The following is a 19470-nucleotide window of genomic DNA, read 5'->3' as shown; positions in this document are numbered from 1 at the left end:
GGTCAGCCGAGCGCGGCGTCGTAGCGGTCGAGCAGGACGGCGGCGATGCGCTCGTCGGGCAGCAGGGGCGCGGTGACGAGGTCGGCGCCGGCCTCGGCGAGCTTCCCGTGGAAGTGGCCGGGCGCGAGCAGGTAGGAGGCGACGACGACCCGCTCGGCGCCGGCCTTGCGCGCGGCGGCGACCGCGTCGACGACCGGGGGCTGCGCGGCCGAGCCGTAGCCGGTGGTCACCGGCCCGGCCCAGGAGCGCTGCAGCAGGTCGGCGGTGTCCTCGACGTCGGCCACCGACCGCGGGTCGCTGGAGCCCGCGGCGGCCAGGACCACGGCGGTGAGCGGGTCGCGCGGATCGGCACCGGCCTCGGTCAGCCGGTCGGAGAGGACGTCGGCCAGCCGCGGGTCGGGACCCAGCGGGCGGGCGGCGACGGCGGACTCGTGCGCGGCCACGGCGCCCGCGATGTCGACGTGCACGTGGTACCCGCCGGACAGCAGCAGCGGCACGACGACGGCCGGCTGCCCGGAGGCGGCGAGCCCCGCGACGACGTCGACCACCGTGGGCGGCTGCACGTCGACGAACGCCGCCGTGGTCACCAGGCCCGGGCGCAGCCGGCGCGCGGCCAGGGCCAGCTCGGCGACCAGCCGGCGCCCGGTGGGGTTGCGCGTGCCGTGGGCGCACGCCACCAGGACCCGGCCCCCTCGCAGGGGCCCGCCGCGAGCGTCGATCGGCCCCCTCGCAGGGTCCCGTCGCGAGCCTGCGAGTGACGGGGGGCGAGGGGGTCCTTCTCGGGGGGCGAGGGGGTCCTTCATCACGGAGTGCGGAGGACGCCGCCGTCGACGGCGACCATGGTGCCGGTGACGTAACTGGCGGCGGGGGAGAGCAGGAAGGCCGCCACCCGGCCGAACTCGTCGGGCTCGCCGACGCGGCGCAGCGGGATGCCGCGCTCGGTGCGCGCCCGCATGGCGGCGGCGTCGCCGGAGGCGGCCTCGATCTCGGTGATCCGGTCGGTGGCGATCGTGCCGGGCATCAGCCCGACCACCCGGATCCCGCGCGGGCCGAGCTCGTCGGCCAGCGCCTTCGCGGTCATGGCCAGGCCCGGGCGCAGCGCGTTGGAGATGGCCAGGTGCCCGATCGGCTGGCGCACCGACGTCGACAGCACGAACCCGATCGCCGCGCCCGCGGACAGGTGCGGGTCCAGCGCGCGGACCAGCCGCAGCGGGCCGAGCAGCACGCTGTCGACGGCGGCCCGCCAGTCGTCCTCCGCCGTCGTGAGCACGGTGCCCGGTGCCGGGCCGCCGACCGAGACCAGCACGCCGTCGACCCGGCCGAGGGTCTCGAGCGCGCGGCCGACGAGCAGGTCGGCCGCGCCGGGGTCGGCGAGGTCGGCGGCCACCCCGGACGCGCCGTCGCCGAGCTCCTCGACGGCCGCGGAGACCGACTCGGCGGAGCGGGAGCTGACGAGGACGCGGGCCCCGTCGGCGACGAGGGCCCGGGCGGTCGCCAGGCCCAGCCCCCGGCTCGCGCCGGTGAGCAGGTACCCGCGACCGCCCAGGCCCAGGTCCACGGGAGGTCAGCCCTGCCGCAGCGAGCGGAGGACGTACTGCATGATCCCGCCGTTGCGGTAGTAGTTCGCCTCGCCGGGGGTGTCGATGCGGACGCGGGCGTCGAACTCCACAGCCTGATCGCCGCTGCCGGCCTGCACCTTCACCGTGCGCGGGGTCTCGCCGTCGTTGAGGGCGGTGATCCCGGTGATGGTGAACTCCTCGTCGCCGGTCAGGCCGAGGGACTCGCGGTTCTCGCCCTCGGGGAACTGCAGCGGCAGCACGCCCATGCCGATGAGGTTGGAGCGGTGGATCCGCTCGTAGCTCTCGGCGATGACCGCCTTGACGCCGAGCAGCGCCGTCCCCTTGGCCGCCCAGTCGCGCGACGAGCCCGAGCCGTACTCCTTGCCGGCCAGCACGACCAGCGGGACGCCGGCCTGCTGGTAGGCCTGCGACGCCTCGTAGATGCTCGTCGTCTCGCCGGTCAGGTGGTTCTTGGTGACACCGCCCTCGGTGCCGGGCACCAGCTGGTTGCGCAGCCGGATGTTGGCGAAGGTGCCGCGGATCATGACCTCGTGGTTCCCGCGGCGGGAGCCGTAGGAGTTGAAGTCACGCCGCTCCACGCCGTGCTCGCGCAGGTACTGACCGGCCGGGCTGTCGGCCTTGATCGACCCCGCGGGCGAGATGTGGTCGGTGGTCACCGAGTCGCCGAGCACCGCCAGCGTCCGGGCGCCGGTGATGTCCTGCACCGGGGCCGGCTGGTCCTGCATGCCCTCGAAGTACGGGGGCTTGCGGACGTAGGTGCTCTCGGCGTCCCACGAGAACGTGTCACCGGTGGGCGTGGGCAGGTTCTGCCACTGCTCGGTGCCGGCGAAGACGTCCTCGTAGCTGCGGCCGAACTGCTCGGCCGAGACCGCCTCGTCGATGACCCGCTGCACCTCGGCCGGCGAGGGCCAGATGTCGCGCAGGTACACGTCCTGCCCGTCCTTGCCCTTGCCCAGCGGCTCGGTGGTGATGTCGACGTCCATCGACCCGGCCAGCGCGTAGGCGATGACCAGCGGCGGGCTGGCCAGGTAGTTCATCTTGACGTCGGGGTTGATCCGGCCCTCGAAGTTCCGGTTGCCCGAGAGCACCGAGACGACGGCGAGGTCGGCCTCGTTGACCGCGGCCGACACCGGCTCCGGCAGCGGGCCGGAGTTGCCGATGCAGGTGGTGCAGCCGTAGCCGACCAGGAAGAAGCCGAGCTTCTCCAGGTACGGGGTGAGGCCGGACTTCTCGTAGTAGTCGGTGACGACCTTCGAGCCCGGCGCCAGCGTCGTCTTGACCCAGGGCTTGGTCTGCAGGCCGGCCTCGACGGCCTTCCGGGCCAGCAGCGCCGCGCCGATCATCACCTGCGGGTTGGAGGTGTTGGTGCAGGAGGTGATCGCGGCGATCACCACGTGGCCGTGGTCGACGAAGGTCTCCGTGCCGTCCTCGAGCACCACGCGGGTGGGCTTGGAGGAGCGGTCGGCCACCGGGCCGGGGACGACGTGGTGCGGCTTGCCGGCGTCGCCGTTGTCGTGCGCGAACGGGCTGGCCGGGTCCGACGCCGGGAAGGTCTCCTCGACCGACTCGTCGACGCTGGAGCCGGCGCTCGCGGCGTCGTCGTCGTCGCGGTCCATCTCCTCGACCGGCGCGTAGGTCGGCAGCGCCTCGCGGAAGGAGGCCTTGGCGTCGGTGAGCGCGACCCGGTCCTGCGGCCGCTTCGGGCCGGCGATCGAGGGGACGACGGTGGACAGGTCCAGCTCGAGGTACTCGGAGAAGGCCGGCTCGCGGGACGGGTCGTGCCAGAGGCCCTGCTCCTTGGCGTAGGCCTCGACCAGCGCCACCTGCGAGGCCGGGCGCCCGGTCAGCTCCAGGTAGGCGATGGTCTCCTCGTCGATGGGGAACATCGCCGCGGTCGAGCCGAACTCCGGGCTCATGTTGCCGATCGTGGCGCGGTTGGCCAGCGGCACCGCGGAGACACCCTCGCCGTAGAACTCGACGAACTTCCCGACGACGCCGTGCTGGCGCAGCATCTCGGTGATCGTGAGGACCAGGTCGGTGGCGGTGGAGCCCTCGGGCAGCTCGCCGGTCAGCTTGAAGCCGACCACGCGCGGGATGAGCATCGACACCGGCTGGCCGAGCATCGCGGCCTCGGCCTCGATGCCGCCCACGCCCCAGCCGAGCACGCCCAGGCCGTTGACCATCGTGGTGTGGCTGTCGGTGCCCACGCAGGTGTCGGGGTAGGCGACGACGCGGTCACCCTCCTGCCGCGGGAACACCACGCGGGCCAGGTGCTCGATGTTGACCTGGTGGACGATGCCCATGCCCGGGGGGACGACCTTGAAGTCGTCGAAGGCGCCCTGGCCCCAGCGCAGGAACTGGTAGCGCTCGCCGTTGCGCTGGTACTCGATCTCGACGTTGCGCTCGAACGAGTCCGGCGTGCCGAAGACGTCGGCGATGACCGAGTGGTCGATGACCAGCTCGGCCGGCGCCAGCGGGTTGATCTTGTTCGGGTCGCCGCCGAGCTCGGCCATGGCCTCGCGCATCGTGGCGAGGTCGACGATGCAGGGGACGCCGGTGAAGTCCTGCATGACCACCCGCGCCGGGGTGAACTGGATCTCCTGGTCGGGCTCCGCCGACGGGTCCCAGTTCGCCAGCGCCCGGATGTGGTCGGCGGTGATGTCCGCGCCGTCCTCGGTGCGCAGCAGGTTCTCGAGCAGGACCTTCAGGCTGAAGGGGAGCCGGTCCGCGCCCTCGACCGCGTCGAGCCGGTAGATGTCGTAGTCGGTGCCGTCGACGCTGAGCGTCGCCCGGGCCCCGAAGCTGTCCTTGCTGGCTGCCACTGCTTGCGCCTCACCCTCGAGAGTCCATCGGGCTTGAATGCCACCCCCCATCATCCCAGCCGCCTGCGGAGACGCACTGGTGAGGCGACCCTTCCCTCACCCGGTGACGTCGGTCTCGCCGGCGACCTACCGTGGGCGCGTGACCGGCGCCGTCCCCGACCCGCTGCCCCCCTGGCTGGCGCAGGCCCGGCGGGTCACCGTCCTGACCGGGGCCGGCGTCTCCACCGACAGCGGCATCCCCGACTACCGGGGGCCCAACGGCGTGTGGACCCGCGACCCGGACGCCGAGAAGCTCGTGACGCTGTCCTACTACGTCGCCGACCCGGAGATCCGGCGCAAGGCGTGGCGCATGCGGGCGGACGTGCGGGCGGCCACGATCGCCCCGAACGCGGGGCACCGGGCGCTGGCCGACCTGGAGCGGCAGGGCCGGCTGCGGGCGCTGCTCACCCAGAACGTCGACGGGCTGCACCAGGCCGCCGGGTCCTCGCCGCGGGCGGTGCTCGAGCTGCACGGCACCGTGCACGCCGTCGAGTGCCTGTCCTGCGGGGACCGGACGTCGATGGACGAGGCGCTGGCCCGCGTCGACGCCGGCGACCCCGACCCGGCCTGCACCGTCTGCGGCGGCATCCTCAAGTCCGCGACGGTGAGCTTCGGGCAGGCCCTCGACGAGCGGGTCCTCGACGCCGCGGCGCAGGCCGCCGCCGACTGCGACGTCTTCCTCGCCGTCGGCACCTCGCTGGTCGTGTACCCGGTGGCCGGGCTGGTCGAGCTCGCCGCCGCGCACGGCGCCCGCATCGTCATCGTCAACGCCGAGCCCACGCCCTACGACGGGGTGGCCGACCTCGTCGTCCGCGAGCCCGTCTCCGCGGCCCTGCCGCGGCTGCTGGGGACGGCGTGACCCGCGCCGAGCTGGAGGCGCGCTACCGCGAGCTGGTGCTCGGCGAGCTGCCGCGGCGGGCGCGCGCGGGGCGGTGGGTGGTGACGGACGACCACTGCTCCGGCCGGATCGTGCTCGACCACGCCGTCGGGGGCCGCTGGTACGACGCCCTCGACCGGCGGCGCTCCCCGGCGTTCGCCCAGCTGCCGGACGAGCAGCTCGCCGGCGCGGTGGCGCTGGCCGAGCGGGTGCTCGCCGAGGGCGACCCGCTGCTGCGCGAGCTGGACGCGCAGAGCCGGGCCTGGCGCGGCAGGCCGCAGAAGCGGTGACCCTGCTCGTCGTCCACCTGACGCTGACGGCGGCCTACGCGGGCTTCCAGTGGACCGTGCGGGCGCTGGTCTACCCGCAGTTCACGCAGGTGCCGGCCGCCGCGTTCCCGGCCTACGAGCGGGCGCACCAGCGTCGGGTCTCCCGGCTCGTGGGCCCGCTGTTCGCCGGGCAGGGCATCACCACGCTGTGGCTGCTCGCCGCCCGGCCCGACGGCGTCCCGCTGCTGCCGGTGCTCGTGGGCGGCGCCTGCCTCGCCGTCGTCCTCGGCGTCACCGCGCTGCTCGCCGTGCCGCTGCACCGGCGGCTGGGGGAGGGGTTCGACCCCGGCGCGTTCGGCCGGCTGCTGCGGGCGGACACCGCGCGGGCGCTGGCCGCCACCTGCGGCACGGTCGCGGCCGGGTGGCTGCTGCACGTCAGCGGCTAGCGTGACCCCGACCACGTCGAGCGGCTGACCGGCGCGCCGGCAGCCCTGGCCACCGGGAGCCCGGCATGCGCGTGCCCCTCACCACCCGCGACTTCCTCGACCGCGCCGAGCTGGTCTACGGCGACCGCGTCGGCGTCGTGGACGAACCGGACCAGCCGGCGCCGTCGGTGGGTGAGCCCACCTGGCGGGAGGTGGCCCGCCGCGGCCGCGCCCTGCAGGCCGGCCTGGACGCGCTGGGGGTGGGGGAGGGCGAGCGGATCGCGGTCGTCAGCCACAACTCCGCCCGGCTGCTCGAGGTGCTGCTCGCCGTGCCGTCGTCGGGGCGGGTGGCGGTGCCGGTCAACTTCCGGCTCAACCCCGAGGAGGTCTCCTACATCGTCGGGCACAGCGGCGCGCGGGTGCTGCTGGTCGACCCCGAGCTGGAGGCGAGCCTCAAGGGCGTCGAGGCCGAGCACCGGTTCTCCACCGGCGAGGAGTACGAGCAGCTGCTGGCGTACGACACCGAGCCGCGGCCGTGGACCGCGCCCGACGAGGACGCCACCGCCACGATCAACTACACCAGCGGGACGACGGCGCGGCCCAAGGGCGTGCAGATGACCCACCGCAACATCTGGGTCAACGCGGTCACCTTCGGCATGCACATGCAGGTGAGCGACCGCGACGTCTACATGCACACGCTGCCGATGTTCCACTGCAACGGCTGGGGCCTGCCCTACACGATGGCCGGCGTCGGGGCCCGCCAGGTGGTGCTGCGCAAGGTGGACGGCGCGGAGATCCTGCGCCGGGTCGAGCGGCACGGCGTCACGATGATGTCCGGCGCGCCGGCGGTGTGGAACGCCGTCCTCGAGGCCGCCGCCGACTGGGACGGCGAGGTCCCCGGCCGGGACCGGGTGCGGATCGTCGTCGCCGGGGCGCCGCCGCCGTCGCGGACGATCGCCCGCGTCGAGGCCGAGCTCGGCTGGGAGTTCAACCAGATCTACGGCCTCACCGAGACCGCGCCGCTGCTGACGATCAACCGGCCGCGCGCCGAGTTCGACGGCCTCGACCCCGAGGAGCGCGCGAAGCGGCTGTCGCGGGCCGGCGTGCCGGCGATCGGCACCCGCATCGCGGTCAGCGAGTCCGGGGAGGTGCTGGCGCAGGGCAACACCGTGCTCGAGGGCTACTGGGAGAACCCCGACGCCTCCGCCGAGGCGCTCGACGGCGGCTGGTTCCACACCGGCGACGGTGGCAGCCTCGACGACGGCGGCTACCTCACGATCTCCGACCGCAAGAAGGACGTGATCATCACCGGCGGCGAGAACGTCTCCTCGATCGAGGTCGAGGACGCCGTCTTCAGCCACCCCGCCGTCGCCGAGGTCGCCGTCATCGGCATCCCCGACGAGAAGTGGGGCGAGCTGGTGACCGCGCTGGTCGTGCTCGCCGAGGGCGAGACGGCGACCGAGGCGGACATCATCGCCCACTGCCGGTCCCGGCTGGCTGGCTACAAGGCGCCCAAGCGGGTCGAGTTCCGCGACGAACTGGCCCGCACCGCCACCGGCAAGATCCAGAAGTTCAAGCTGCGCGAGCCCTTCTGGTCCGCGACCGGCGGCCGCCAGGTCAACTGACGGCCTACCCCCTCGGGGGGAGATCCGCCCGCCTGCCCCTCCGGAGGTCACCCGGACCGGTCGACAACCGGTCCGGGTGGCGCCCGCACGGGCGCCCGGAGACCAGCGCCCGGCCTGCGACGCCGGCGCACCGGGAGGGGTCGGCACGTGGGTACGGGTACGCGCACGCGACATCACCGCTGGGCGGTGCGGGCGGCCGGCACGGCGGTCGCCGGGCTGGTCGTTCTCGGGCTGACGCCGGGCACCGCCTCGGCGGCGCCCAGCGACGCCGAGATCGCCGCGGCCGAGGCCGCCCGCGACGCCGCCGCCGCGCAGGTCGGCGTGCTCAGCGCCCAGCTCGCCCAGGCCGAGGCCGCCGCCGCCGAGGCGCACCAGGCCGCGCAGATCGCGCTGCAGGACTACGAGGAGACCCAGGCCGCCTACGAGGCCGCCCGCGCGGCCGCCGACGCCGCCACGGCCGCCGCCGCGCAGGCCGACGCCGACCTCGCCGAGGGCCGCGTCCAGGTCGCCCACCACGCCCGCACGGTCTACATGCAGGGCAGCACCGCGCCCGGCGCCACCGCGCTGCTGTCGGCCGCCGGTCCCGCCCAGCTGATCGAGCGCGCCGCGCTGCTCGAGGCGGCCGGCACCCACCGCGTCGACGTCGTCGGCGAGCTGACCGTGCTGCAGGCCCAGGCCGCTCAGGCCCAGGAGCAGGCGCAGACCACGTCCGTGCAGGCCGAGACGCTGCAGGAGCAGGCCGCGCAGGCGCTGGCCGGCGCGCAGGCCCAGGAGACCGCCTCCCGCGAGCAGACCGCCGCGCTGGCCGGGCAGCGCGACGCCGTCGCCGCGCAGGCCGAGGCCGCCGGGCAGCAGGTCGCGGGCATGCAGGCCGAGCAGGACCGGGCCGAGGCCGCCGCCGCTGCCGCCGCTGCGCAGGCCGCCGCGGCCGCCCGCCAGGCGGCAGCCGCCCCGGCGAGCCAGGCCGCGCCCCCGCGCAGCTCCTCCGGCGGCTCCGCGTCCTCCGCGTCCTCCGCGTCCTCGTCGTCCTCGTCGTCGTCCTCGTCGTCGGGCTCGAGCTCGAGCCGTCCCTCGACGGGCGGGTCCTCCTCGTCCTCGGGCGGGTCGTCGGCGGGCGGGTCGTCGAGCAGCAACCCGACGCCGCCGGTGACCACCACGGCCGGCGCGCCCTCCGGCTCGGCCGTGCAGACGGCCATCGACGCGGCGCTGTCGCAGCGCGGTCTGCCCTACAGCTGGGGCGGTGGCGGCGCCAACGGCCCGAGCTACGGCATCCCGCCGGACACCCGGATCTACGGCTTCGACTGCTCGGGGCTGACCGAGTACGCCTACGCCAGGGCCGGCATCCGGATCGGCGGCACCAGCCGCGACCAGTGGTGGCTCAACCGCGGCAAGACCGTCGCCCGGGCGGACCTGCGCGCCGGTGACCTGGTCTTCTGGGCCGACAGCAGCGCGTACACGGACATCTACCACGTGGCGCTCTACCTCGGCGACGGCAAGGTGGTGCAGGCGCCGCAGAGCGGGGACGTCGTCCGGGTGTCGTCGATGTGGTTCGGCAGCGACTACTTCGGAGCCGTGCGGCCGACCGCCTGAGGAAGGGCCTCCCTGCCCCCGCCGCTCGCAGGCTCGCGGCGGGACCCTGCAGGGAGGCCACAGGGAGCGGGTGAGGCGAGAGTCTGGGGCGTCGGGCAGCCACGGGGGGAGCTGCCCGACGCAGGAGTCACGCTAGCAGCAGGGGCCGCGGCGGTGCAGGGGGGAAGACCCGGCGCGCCGCGGCCTCTGTCGTCGTCCGGCGCGTCGCCCGGCGCGTCGCGCGGCGGCCGCCCGGCCGGCACCCGGCGTGCCAGCGCGGACGACGGCCGGACTCCCGGCTCCGTGTAGGACACTGGCCCGTGGGACGGGCGAGAGGCCCCGTCACCGGCCCCCGTGTCGCCCCGTGACGCGCCCGGAGGCCGCGGACCGGCACGACAGGGAGCCCTGTGACCACCGCCGCCAGCACCCCGCTCGAGAAGCCCGCCGGCGCACCGGTCCCGCCCTCGGTGGACGCCGCGCTGCTCGAGCGCGCGCTGTTCGAGATCAAGCGGGTCATCGTCGGCCAGGACCGGCTGGTCGAGCGGATGCTGGTCGCCCTGCTCGCCCGCGGCCACGTGCTGCTCGAGGGCGTGCCCGGCGTGGCGAAGACCCTCGCCGTGGAGACGCTGGCCACCGTCGTCGGCGGGAAGTTCGCCCGCCTGCAGTTCACCCCGGACCTGGTGCCCGCCGACATCCTCGGCACCCGCATCTACAAGGCCGGGCAGGACGCCTTCGACACCGAGCTCGGCCCGGTGTTCGCCAACTTCGTGCTCACCGACGAGATCAACCGCGCGCCGGCGAAGGTGCAGTCGGCGCTGCTGGAGGTCATGGCCGAGCGGCAGGTCTCCATCGGCGGCGTCACCCACCCGCTGCCCGACCCGTTCCTCGTGCTGGCCACGCAGAACCCGATCGAGTCCGAGGGCGTCTACCCGCTGCCCGAGGCCCAGCGCGACCGCTTCCTCATGAAGGTGCTCGTCGACTACCCGACGCCGGAGGAGGAGCGCGAGATCATCTACCGGATGGGCGCCAACCCGCCGGTGCCCGAGACCGTCCTCGGCCCCGAGGACCTGCGCCGCATGCAGCGCACCGCCTCGCAGGTGTTCGTGCACCACGCGCTGGTCGACTACGTCGTCCGGCTCGTCGTCGCCACCCGGCAGCCGCGCGAGCACGGCATGGACGACGTCGCCTCGTGGGTCTCCTACGGCGCGAGCCCGCGCGCCTCGCTCGGCCTGATCGCCGCCAGCCGGGCGCTGGCGCTGGTCCGCGGCCGCGACTACGTGCTGCCGCAGGACGTCCTCGACGTCACCACCGACGTGCTGCGCCACCGGCTGGTGCTGTCCTACGACGCGCTGGCCGACGGCGTGCCCGCCGACCACGTGGTCAAGCGGATCCTGCAGACGGTCCCGCTGCCCCAGGTCACCCCGCGGCAGCGGGCCGGCGGCTTCGGCCCGGCCGCGCCGGGCGGCCCGCAGGTGCCGCCGCCCGGGGCGCCGCAGTACGGCCCGCCGCCGGGCGGTCCGCAGGGCCCCTACGCGCCCGGCTTCCCGCCCGCCCCGCAGCCGCAGCCGGGCGGCCCGGTCCCCAACGGCCAGCCCCCGCACGGCGCGTCCGCGCACGGGGCGTCCCCGCACGGCCCGGCGGGCAACGGCCAGCCGCCCCAGGGTCCCGGCGGCAACGGGCACGTCCCGGGGACCCCGCAGGCGTGAGACTGCGGCGCGGCCGGGCGCGGGCCGGGGAGGACCCGGCCGCGCCCGCTGACGAGCCCGGCGCGGGCGTCCCCGCCGTCGCGACGGCCGACCCCGACGGCGACCTGCCGCACTTCGGCGAGGGCCCGGCCGACGTGCTGCTGCAGCGGCTGGAGCTCACCGTCCGCCGGCGCCTGGACGGGCTGCTGCAGGGCGACCACCTCGGCCTGGTGCCCGGCTCGGGCAGCGAGGCCGGCGACTCCCGGACCTACCACCCCGGCGACGACGTCCGGCGCATGGACTGGCCGGTGACCGCCCGCACGCAGGTGCCGCACGTCCGCGAGACGATCGCCGACCGCGAGCTGGAGACGTGGGCGGTGGTCGACCTCTCGGCCAGCCTCGACTTCGGCACCGGCAACTGCGACAAGCGGGACCTGGCGATCGCCGGGCTCGCCGCGGTCAGCCACCTCACCGTGCGCGGCGGCAACCGGCTCGGCGCCGTCGTCACCACCGGCGAGCGGGTCGACCGGTACCCGGCGCAGGCCGGGCGGCTGGCCGCCGACCGGCTGCTGCGCGCCGTCGTCGCCACCCCGCGGGCCGCGACCGGCCGCCGCGGCGACCTGGCCGCCGCGCTGGAGACGCTGCGCCGCCCGCCGCGCCGCCGCGGGCTGGTGGTCGTCGTCTCCGACTTCCTGGGCGACCTGGACTGGGAGCGCCCGCTGCGCGGTCTCGGCGCCCGGCACGAGCTGCTGGCCATCGAGGTGGTCGACCCGCGCGAGCTGGAGCTGCCCGACGTCGGCCCGCTGACCGTCGTCGACCCGGAGACCGGGCAGACGCTCGAGGTGCCCACCGGCGACCCGCGCTTCCGCGCCCGCTTCGCCGAGGCCGCGGCCGAGCAGCGGCGGGCGATCGCCGCCTCGCTGCGCCGCACCGGGGCCGGGCACCTGCAGCTGCGCACCGACCGCGACTGGGTGATGGACGTCGTCCGGTTCGTCGCCGACCGGCGGCGCGCCGGCAGCGGCGGGGCGTCCCGGTGAGCCCCCACCGCACCACGAGAGAGGCCCGCCCGTGAGTTTCCAGTCACCGCTGTGGCTGATCGCGCTCGTCCCCGTCGTCGCGCTGGCGGTGCTCTACGTCGTCCGCCAGCTGCGTCGCCGGGTGTACGCGGCGCGGTTCTCCCAGACCGGGCTGGCGCAGAGCCTGCTGCCCAAGCGGGCCGGCTGGGTGCGGCACGTGGCGTTCGGCCTGACGCTGAGCGCGCTGCTGGGGCTGGTGCTGTCGCTGGCGCAGCCGAGCACCGAGGTCCGGGTGCCGCGGGAGACCGCCACCGTCGTCCTCGCGCTGGACGTCTCGCTGTCCATGCAGGCCGAGGACATCGAGCCCAGCCGGTTCGAGGCGATGAAGGCCGCCGCCAGCGACTTCGTCGACATCCTCCCGGAGCGGATCAACCTGGGGCTGGTGTCGTTCTCCGGCACCGCCTCGACGCTGGTGGCGCCGACGACGGACCGCGAGCAGGTGCGCGGCGCGATCCAGAACCTGGAGCTGTCGGAGGCGACGGCGATCGGCGAGGCGATCTTCACCTCGCTGACCACGATCACCACGTTCCAGTCGACCCTCGACGTCGAGGACCCCGAGCAGCTGCCGCCGGCGCGGATCCTGCTGCTGTCCGACGGGTACAACACTGTCGGGCGGGAGAACACGCAGGCGATCGCGGCGGCGCAGGCGGCCGAGGTGCCGGTGTCGACGATCGCGTTCGGCACCGACTACGGCTCGATCGAGATCGGCGGCGAGGTGACGCCGGTGCCGATCGACCGCGACGCGCTGCGGCAGATCGCCGACGAGACCGGCGGGCAGTACAACGAGGCGCGCAGCCGCGCCGAGCTCGAGGCGGTCTACGACGACCTCGGCAGCCAGATCGGCTACACCACCGAGCCGCGGGACGTCTCCTACTGGTTCGTCCGCGTCGCCACGCTGCTGCTGGCCTGCGGGCTGGGCCTGGCGGCCTGGCGCCTGCAGCGCCTGTTCTGACGGACCGGGCCCGGGACCACAGAGGTCCCGGGCCCGTCGTCCGTGGTGCGGCCTCAGACGGTGAAGCCCCGCTGGCGGCGCACCAGCTTCTTCAGCATGAAGATCGTCTGCAGCACGGTGAGCAGGTAGAGGACCGGCCAGCCGATCGACAGGATCGCCGACTGCACGCCGATGCTCTGCTGGCTCCACGCGAAGATCAGGACGGCGAAGGTCGCGGCGGCGCAGATGGCCGGCATGACGTAGGCCGACCCGCGACCCCGTTCCGCAGCCGCCTGGGCGGCCCAGTTGTCCTTCTCCACCCGGGCGAAGAACTGCACCCACGCGGTGACGAAGTGACCCATGCGGACCCACATGTACAGCTCCGCCGGCGCCACCAGCACGGCGTAGAAGATGTCGACCGCGCTCTTGTCGTGCATGGACAGCGCGATGCGGAGGTTGAGCAGCGTGGCCACGGCCGGCGGGATGAGCCACACCGGGTTGAACACGAACGCGTCGATCGACAACGCCGCCGCGAGCAGGAGCAGGAACCCCATGCGTGCGGCGATGTTGAAGACCATCGAGATGTTCTCGTACCAGCGCAGCCGCAGGTTCGGGTGCAGCGGCTGGCCCTTGCTGTCCCCGCGCTGGCCCGGCCACAGCAGGTCGATGCCGCCGAAGTTCCACTTCACCTGCTGGCCGTGGAGCGCGCGCAGCGTGGTCATGGGGCCGACGAACGCGCGGGCCCGCGCGCTGATCTTGGTGCTGAAGCCGGCGTCCTTGATCTGCAGCGAGAGCTTGGAGTCCTCGACCTCCGAGTCGCGCACCCACGGTGCGGACTGGTGGTGGCGGTACATGACCGCCTCGAGCGCCCGGACGCTGAACAGGCTGCACTGACCGCCGAGCACGGCCATGTTCCGGCCGCGGACGAGGTTGTCCATGTTGAAGCCGGCGAACTGGGCCCGCTGGCCGGCGACGAGGAACCTCGCCATCGCGCCGTGCACCTCGGACTTGTCGAAGGTGTAGATCGCCGAGAGCCCACCGATGCGCGGGTCGGTGACCATCTCCTTCTCCAGCCACTCGACGCAGCGGCGGTCGAGCGTGGTGTCGCCGTCGACCCCGAGGATGTAGTCGTAGCCGCGGCTGACGTAGTAGCCGTAGTTGAGCGCGCCGACCTTCTTGTCGGGGTTCTCGCCGATGTCGTGCGAGAACACCGTCGTCCGGTAGGTCTCGCCCTTGACCACCCGGGTGTGCTCGCCGACGAACTGCTCGACGATCTCCGGGGTGTCGTCGTCGGTGTTGTTGATGACGACGTGGACGACGTCCGGCGGCCGGGTCTGCGCCAGCAGCGAGGTGAGGACGTCGGCGATCGTCGACTCCTCGTTGTAGGCCGGGATGACGCAGCTGATGGTGGCGTGCCGGAGCTGCTCCTCGGCCTGCGGGCCACCGAACTCCGCGGGCACCAGCGAACTGATGTCGGGCACCTGCTGACCACCGCGGGCCAGCAGGTTCACGCGGTCGGTCGACCGCCGGTTGCCGTGGACGACGAGCTGGGTCACGAGGGGTCCTCCTGCAGGAGCGGCAGCTTGAGGGCGTCGAGCACGGTCTGGCGGAAGTAGCGCCCGGAGCCCGGCTCCGTCTCGACCAGGAGGTCGAACTGGACCGAGACGGTCAGCGAGTCCGCCGGGACCGCCGACCCCGGGAGACTGAGCGCGGTGGTGTAGCTGAAGGGCGGCATGAGGGCGAACTCGCCGCGGTCCTCGGCGGCGAGGGCGCGGGTGGTGCCGTCGTCGGTGGTGGCCGCGAAACGGGTGACCAGCACCTCGGTGTCGCCGTCTCCGCCCTCGACGTGCGCCGAGAGCTGGATCGTCTTGTCGTCCGCAGCGGTCCACGTGGCCGCCTCGTCGGCGGTCCAGTAGTCGACGACGACGGTGCGGTCGCCGGCCGGCAGCGCGCGGGTGAGCGAGCCGGCATCGAGGTCGCCGGCCGGGCGCGTGGCCGTGGAAGACGCGGCAGCGGCGGTCCGGTCGGCGGGCTCGTCCGCCGGCGCAAGGGAGGCCTCAGTGGACGGCGTGGCCTCGGGGGACTCGGCGGCGAGGCCCGGGCTCATGCTCACGTCGGGCCACTCGCAGCCGGTCAGCCCCGTGATCAGGGCCGCGCCCAGGGCGAACGCGGCCGCGCGGGATCGGGGTGTCGGTCGGGGCACGGTTCCCCCAGCAGGAGGTGGTGGTCGCCGGGACCGGGCGCCGTTGCACACCCCCAGCAGTGGTCGTTGACGACGCTAGGAGCGGAGTTGCGGACGGACGAGGGCCTGTAACCCCGCGGGGGGAGACGTGCCACCGCCCGGAGGGGCGGACTCCTCCGGGCGGTGACCGTGCGTGTGAAGCAGGAGCGGCGGGGGCTACCTCGTCGGGTCGAGGACGAGCTTGCCGGTGGTGCGGCGGGACAGGATGTCCTGGTGCGCCTCGCGGACGGCGGTCAGCGGGTAGCGGCCGCCGCCGACCGGCCTGAGCGCGCCGTCGGCGGTGAGCTGGAGGAGGTCGGTCATGGCGTCGTCGAGCATGGCCGGGCGGCTGAAGCAGTGCGCCAGCCAGAAGCCGACGACGGCGCGGCTCGTGCCCATGAGCGCCGGCGCCTGCACCGGCTTCGGCGGGCGCCGGCCGGCCATGCCGTAGGCGACGAGCCGGCCGAAGGGCGCCAGCGCGGAGAACGAGCCGTCGAAGACGTTGCCGCCGGTCATCTCCAGCACGACGTCGACCCGCTTGCCGCCGTTGGCCTCGCGCAGCGCGGCGGTGAACGTCTTCGGGTCGTCGTCGGCCAGCGCCGGGTCGACGGTGGCGTCGGCGCCGAGCTCCTCGGCCAGCGCCCGCTTCTCCGGGGTGGAGGCGGTGGCGACGACCCGCCCGGCGCCCCAGCGCTTGGCCAGCTGGACGGCCAGCGAGCCCACCCCGCCGGCGCCGGCGATGACGACGACCGACTCGCCCGCGGCCAGGTGGGCGCTGGTGCGCAGCAGGTGCCAGGCGGTGGTGCCCTGCAGCACGAGGGCGAGGGCCTGCTCGTCGGTGACGGCGTCGGGCACCGGCCAGGTCAGCCGCGGGTTGGCGACCACCTTCTCCGCGTAGCCGCCGCCGTCGAGCAGTCCGACGACGCGCTCGCCGCCGCCCACCGGCCGGCCGACGAACTCCGCCCCGGGGACGAGCGGCAGCGTCTGCGGGGCGAGGTAGCTGTCCTCGGTCTGGTGGGTGTCGGCGTAGTTCACGCCGGCGGCACTCACCTCGTAGAGCTGCTGGCCGTCGCCGGGGACGGGGTCGGGGAGGTCGACGACGTCGAGGACCTCGGGGCCGCCGAAGCGGGTGATCTGCACGGCACGCATGCGGTGAGGCTATGGCCGGACCGGAGGTGGCGATCGGCGAGGCCCGGCTGCCTCCTCGTGTGCTGGACGGGAGTGGGGGCCGACGAGCCCGGTGGGTGTCCGGGGTGGGTCGCGGCAGCGGCGCGGGCGGGCGTGCCAGGGCAGGGACCCTCCGTGGCGTCGCGACCACGCAGGGCAGCGGACGCCGCTGACCACAGCTCGTGACCGCGGAGCGACCTGCCCGGTCCTGCACCCTCGGTGGGAGACTGGTCACACTCCGACGACAGGGGTCGAGATGGAACCCGTGAGTCTGCTGTTGGCGGCGTTGGCAGCTGGGGTCGGGGCGGGCGTGCAGGACGTCGCCGGCTCCGCGGTGCGGGACGCGTACGCGAAGCTGCGCGAGGTCCTCCGCCGGCGGTTCGCCGGGAGGCCGGCGGCCGAGGAAGCGCTGGCCGAGCACGAGAAGGACCCGGAGGCCTACGAGCCGCTGCTGCGCAGGTACGTGACCGAGACCGGCGCCGACCGCGACGCCGAGGTCCTGGAGCTGGCGGAGAGGGTGCTGGCTCTCGCCGACTCCGCGGGGACCGCCGCCGGCAAGTACCGGGTGGACGCCGCCCACGCGCAGGGCGTGCAGGTCGGTGACCGCAACCAGCAGATCAACACCTTCGGCGCCGGGTGACCGAGGACCGGACGCCGGAGGTCCCCGCCGGCGCGCCCCGGGTGGCGGCCGAGCGGGCGCAGGGCCTGCAGGCCGGCAGCTTCAACCGGCAGACCAACGTCTTCCAGATCAGCAAGGAGACGGTGGCCCGGCACGCGGTCTTCCTGCCGCCCCGCCACCGGCTGACGGGGCGCGAGCAGCTCCTGGAGCGGGTGCGGCGTGAGCTCCTGCACCTGAGCGCGGGCGAGGACGCCGGCCCGGCCGTGCTGGCGCTGCACGGCCTGGGTGGGGTGGGCAAGTCCAGCCTCGCGCTCGAGTACGCCCACCGGCACTGGCTCGCGGAGGACTACGGACTGGTGTGGTGGGTGGCGACGGCCGAACCGGCCACGGTCGCCACGCAGTGGGGGACGCTGCTGGCCGCTCAGCTCGAGGTGGACGTCGAGGGCCGGGACGCAGTAGCGGCCACCCACGCGGTGCTGGCGGCGCGCACGGACCCGTGGCTGCTCGTCCTCGACAACGCCGAGAGCCCGGACGCCGTCCGGGAGTTCCTCCCACCGGCCGGGTCCGGGCACGTGGTGGTCACCAGCCGCAACCCCGGCTGGTATCCGCACCGGGGCCTGCGGGTGCCGGACCTGGACCCGCCGGCGGCCGTGGCGTTCCTCATCGGCCGGACCGGGGACCCCGACGAGGTCAGCGCCGGCGAGCTGGCCGAGGAGCTGGGCCACCTGCCGCTGGGCCTGGAGCAGGCCGGCGCCTACATCTCGGCCTCACCGGGCGCCACGCTCGCCTCCTACCTGAGGTCCTTCCGTCGGCACCGGCCGGACCTGCTCGGGCAGGGAGACCCGACCGACTACGAGTACCCGATCGCCCGGACGTGGAGCGTCGCGTTCGAGGCGCTCGGTCCGACGGCGGTGGGGCTGTTGCGGCTGCTGGCCTGCTGCGGCCCCGACGACGTCCCTCTGACCCTGCTGCTGTCCGGCGGCACCGACGGAGCGGAACTGGCACCGGAGCCCGCCGACGTCCTCGGCGCGCTGGCCGGGGACGAGCTGGCCCTGGACAGGGCCCTGGCCGCGCTGTACCGCTACTCCCTGGTGCGGACCGGCGCCGGCTCCCGGAGCGTGCGGGGGGCGGACGCCGAGGTGCCGCGGGACGGGCGGACCGTGTCGGTGCACCGCCTGGTCCAGGCCGTGGTCAGGGACCAGATGCCGGACGAGCAGCGGACGGCGTGGGAACACGCCGCGCGCTCCCTCCTCCACCGCGTTCTGCCACCCGACCCGGAGGACCCGGCGGGCTGGCCGGCCTTCTCGGCGCTGCTGCCCCACCTGCTGGCGACGCTGCCCGACACCGACGACGACCTGCGAGGAGCCGCTCGGTTCCTCCACGTCCGCGGGGACTTCCGCAGCGCCCGACGGGTGCTGGACCGGGTGGTCCCGGGCCTGGCGGGGGCGCTGGGGTCGGAGCACCCCGACACCCTGGCGGCGCAGGTCGACCTGGCGCGGACCCTCTTCGCCCTGGGGGACCTCGACGGGGCGCGCGGGGTGCTGGACCAGGTCGCCAGGACCCGGTCGCAGGTGCTGGGCCCCACCCACCCGGCCACCCTCACCGCCCGGGCCAACCTGTCCCTCACCCTGTGGTACCTGGGCCGGTGGATCGAGGCGCGGGAGGTGCTGCAGCAGGTGATCGGCGGACTGGCGCAGGTGCTGCCCGAGCCGGGACCGGTCGGGCCGACCGAGCCAGGTGGTGGCGGGGCCGACCTGGCCGGCCTCGCCGACCTGGCCGACCTGGCCGAGGCGAGGTTGCCCCTGGAACGGGTGCTGCCGGCCCGGTTGCGCGCATCGGGGTCCGACGAGCCCCCGGTCCTCACGACGGGGGCGGTGACGGCGCTGGCGCTGGCCGATCTGAGGGGACTCGGAGAGGCGCGACGGGTGCTGGCCCGCATGGAGCAGGTGCTGGAGCGGACACTGGGACCGGAGCACCCGAGCACCCTGACGACCTCCGGGAATCTGGCCTTCGTCCTGATGGCGGCGGGTGAGCCCGCCGAGGCCCGGCGCGTCCTGGAGCGGTTGGTGGCGGCCCGGCTGCGGGTGTCGGGTCCGGAGCACCCGGCGACGCTGACCGCGCAGGGCAGTCTCGCCGGGACCCTCACCGTGCTGGGGGAACTGCCCGAGGCCCGCCGGCTCCTCGAACAGGTGGTGTCCGTCCGGGAGCGGGTGCTGGGCAGCGAGCACCCGGACACCAGGACGGCGGAGGCCAACCTGGCGCTGGTCCTGGCGCAGTCGGGGGAGTGGTACCCGGCTCGCGGGTTGCTCGAGCGGGTGGTGGACGGGCTCGGGCGGGCCCTGGGACCGGCCCACCCCGACACCCTGACCGCCCAGGGCGACCTCGCGGCCGTCCTGGCGGGGACGGGGGAGTGGGGTGCGGCGCGGGCGGTGCTCGAGCAGGTGCTCGCGGGCCTGCCGCAGGCAGTGGGCGACGGTCACCCGGTCACGGTCACCGCACGGGAGAACCTGGCCGTCGTCGCCGCTCACCAGGGGGCCTGAGCGGGCCCCCGCCCGGCCGGCCCGC

16 protein-coding genes are annotated in these 19470 nt (G+C 74.9%); 10 read left to right on the top strand and 6 right to left on the bottom strand.

The annotated features are described in order from the left end of the window. Positions 1-2 precede the first annotated feature (2 nt). From ACI8AA_RS19050 to ACI8AA_RS19040, 3 genes are all read right to left on the bottom strand, one after another. Complete coding sequence (locus ACI8AA_RS19050; protein ID WP_457045953.1) at positions 3-677, bottom strand: sirohydrochlorin chelatase; 675 nt, start codon at positions 675-677, stop codon at positions 3-5. Positions 678-802: 125 nt separating this feature from the next. Then, positions 803-1558, bottom strand: coding sequence for an SDR family oxidoreductase (locus tag ACI8AA_RS19045; protein ID WP_457045952.1), 756 nt, complete (start codon positions 1556-1558; stop codon positions 803-805). Positions 1559-1564: 6 nt separating this feature from the next. Beyond that, the gene (locus tag ACI8AA_RS19040; RefSeq protein ID WP_457045951.1) at positions 1565-4402 is read right to left on the bottom strand and encodes an aconitate hydratase; all 2838 of its coding nucleotides are present in this window, start codon (positions 4400-4402) and stop codon (positions 1565-1567) included. Positions 4403-4541: 139 nt separating this feature from the next. Here ACI8AA_RS19040 and ACI8AA_RS19035 point away from each other — a divergent pair, with 139 nt between their 5' ends. The 8 genes from ACI8AA_RS19035 to ACI8AA_RS19000 all read left to right on the top strand — a co-directional run bounded on the left by ACI8AA_RS19035 (position 4542) and on the right by ACI8AA_RS19000 (position 12919). Further along, positions 4542-5300 carry an SIR2 family NAD-dependent protein deacylase gene (locus ACI8AA_RS19035; RefSeq protein ID WP_457045950.1) on the top strand — a complete coding sequence of 253 codons (759 nt, stop codon included), beginning with the start codon at positions 4542-4544 and terminating at the stop codon, positions 5298-5300. Continuing rightward, positions 5297-5608 (top strand): hypothetical protein, encoded by a 312-nt coding sequence (locus ACI8AA_RS19030; protein WP_457045949.1) that lies wholly within the window; start codon positions 5297-5299, stop codon positions 5606-5608. The genes ACI8AA_RS19035 and ACI8AA_RS19030 overlap by 4 nt, the downstream gene beginning before the upstream one ends. Continuing rightward, positions 5605-6033 (top strand): DUF1772 domain-containing protein, encoded by a 429-nt coding sequence (locus ACI8AA_RS19025; protein WP_457045948.1) that lies wholly within the window; start codon positions 5605-5607, stop codon positions 6031-6033. The genes ACI8AA_RS19030 and ACI8AA_RS19025 overlap by 4 nt, the downstream gene beginning before the upstream one ends. A 65-nt stretch (positions 6034-6098) precedes the next feature. Beyond that, positions 6099-7637, top strand: coding sequence for an AMP-binding protein (locus ACI8AA_RS19020; RefSeq protein WP_457045947.1), 1539 nt, complete (start codon positions 6099-6101; stop codon positions 7635-7637). 147 nt (positions 7638-7784) lie between these two features. Continuing rightward, the gene (locus tag ACI8AA_RS19015) at positions 7785-9227 is read left to right on the top strand and encodes a C40 family peptidase (protein WP_457045946.1); all 1443 of its coding nucleotides are present in this window, start codon (positions 7785-7787) and stop codon (positions 9225-9227) included. A gap of 386 nt (positions 9228-9613) precedes the next feature. Further along, the gene (locus tag ACI8AA_RS19010) at positions 9614-10912 is read left to right on the top strand and encodes an AAA family ATPase (RefSeq protein WP_457045945.1); all 1299 of its coding nucleotides are present in this window, start codon (positions 9614-9616) and stop codon (positions 10910-10912) included. Further along, positions 10909-11928, top strand: coding sequence for a DUF58 domain-containing protein (locus ACI8AA_RS19005; RefSeq protein WP_457045944.1), 1020 nt, complete (start codon positions 10909-10911; stop codon positions 11926-11928). The genes ACI8AA_RS19010 and ACI8AA_RS19005 overlap by 4 nt, the downstream gene beginning before the upstream one ends. A 31-nt stretch (positions 11929-11959) precedes the next feature. Further along, entirely contained in the window at positions 11960-12919 is a 960-nt protein-coding gene (locus tag ACI8AA_RS19000; RefSeq protein ID WP_457045943.1) for a VWA domain-containing protein, read from the top strand. Between the two features lie 53 nt (positions 12920-12972). Here ACI8AA_RS19000 and ACI8AA_RS18995 read toward each other — a convergent pair whose 3' ends face one another. The 3 genes from ACI8AA_RS18995 to ACI8AA_RS18985 all read right to left on the bottom strand — a co-directional run bounded on the left by ACI8AA_RS18995 (position 12973) and on the right by ACI8AA_RS18985 (position 16268). Then, the gene (locus ACI8AA_RS18995) at positions 12973-14454 is read right to left on the bottom strand and encodes a glycosyltransferase family 2 protein (RefSeq protein WP_457045942.1); all 1482 of its coding nucleotides are present in this window, start codon (positions 14452-14454) and stop codon (positions 12973-12975) included. Further along, positions 14451-15101 carry a hypothetical protein gene (locus ACI8AA_RS18990; RefSeq protein ID WP_457045941.1) on the bottom strand — a complete coding sequence of 217 codons (651 nt, stop codon included), beginning with the start codon at positions 15099-15101 and terminating at the stop codon, positions 14451-14453. Before ACI8AA_RS18990 ends, ACI8AA_RS18995 begins: the two co-directional genes overlap by 4 nt. Positions 15102-15296: 195 nt before the next feature. Further along, positions 15297-16268, bottom strand: a complete 972-nt coding sequence (locus tag ACI8AA_RS18985) for a quinone oxidoreductase family protein (RefSeq protein ID WP_457045940.1) — start codon at positions 16266-16268, stop codon at positions 15297-15299. A 283-nt stretch (positions 16269-16551) separates the two neighbouring features. On the opposite strand from ACI8AA_RS18985, the gene ACI8AA_RS18980 reads away from it, so the two are divergent. Both ACI8AA_RS18980 and fxsT read left to right on the top strand, forming a co-directional pair. Further along, complete coding sequence (locus tag ACI8AA_RS18980) at positions 16552-16926, top strand: hypothetical protein (RefSeq protein WP_457045939.1); 375 nt, start codon at positions 16552-16554, stop codon at positions 16924-16926. Next, positions 16923-19445, top strand: a complete 2523-nt coding sequence (fxsT, locus tag ACI8AA_RS18975) for an FxSxx-COOH system tetratricopeptide repeat protein (protein ID WP_457045938.1) — start codon at positions 16923-16925, stop codon at positions 19443-19445. Before ACI8AA_RS18980 ends, fxsT begins: the two co-directional genes overlap by 4 nt. The last annotated feature ends 25 nt before the right edge of the window (positions 19446-19470 follow it).

Source organism: Geodermatophilus sp. SYSU D01180, assembly GCF_054050415.1.
Note: the sequence above shows the minus strand (reverse complement) of the source record. Positions and strands in the feature narration are given on the sequence as shown.

Bases quoted from the DNA above. Each gene is read 5' to 3' on its own strand.
- ACI8AA_RS19020 (WP_457045947.1), top strand. From the start codon at position 6,099: ATGCGCGTGCCCCTCACCACCCGCGACTTCCTCGACCGCGCCGAGCTG.
- ACI8AA_RS18985 (WP_457045940.1), bottom strand. From the start codon at position 16,268: ATGCGTGCCGTGCAGATCACCCGCTTCGGCGGCCCCGAGGTCCTCGAC.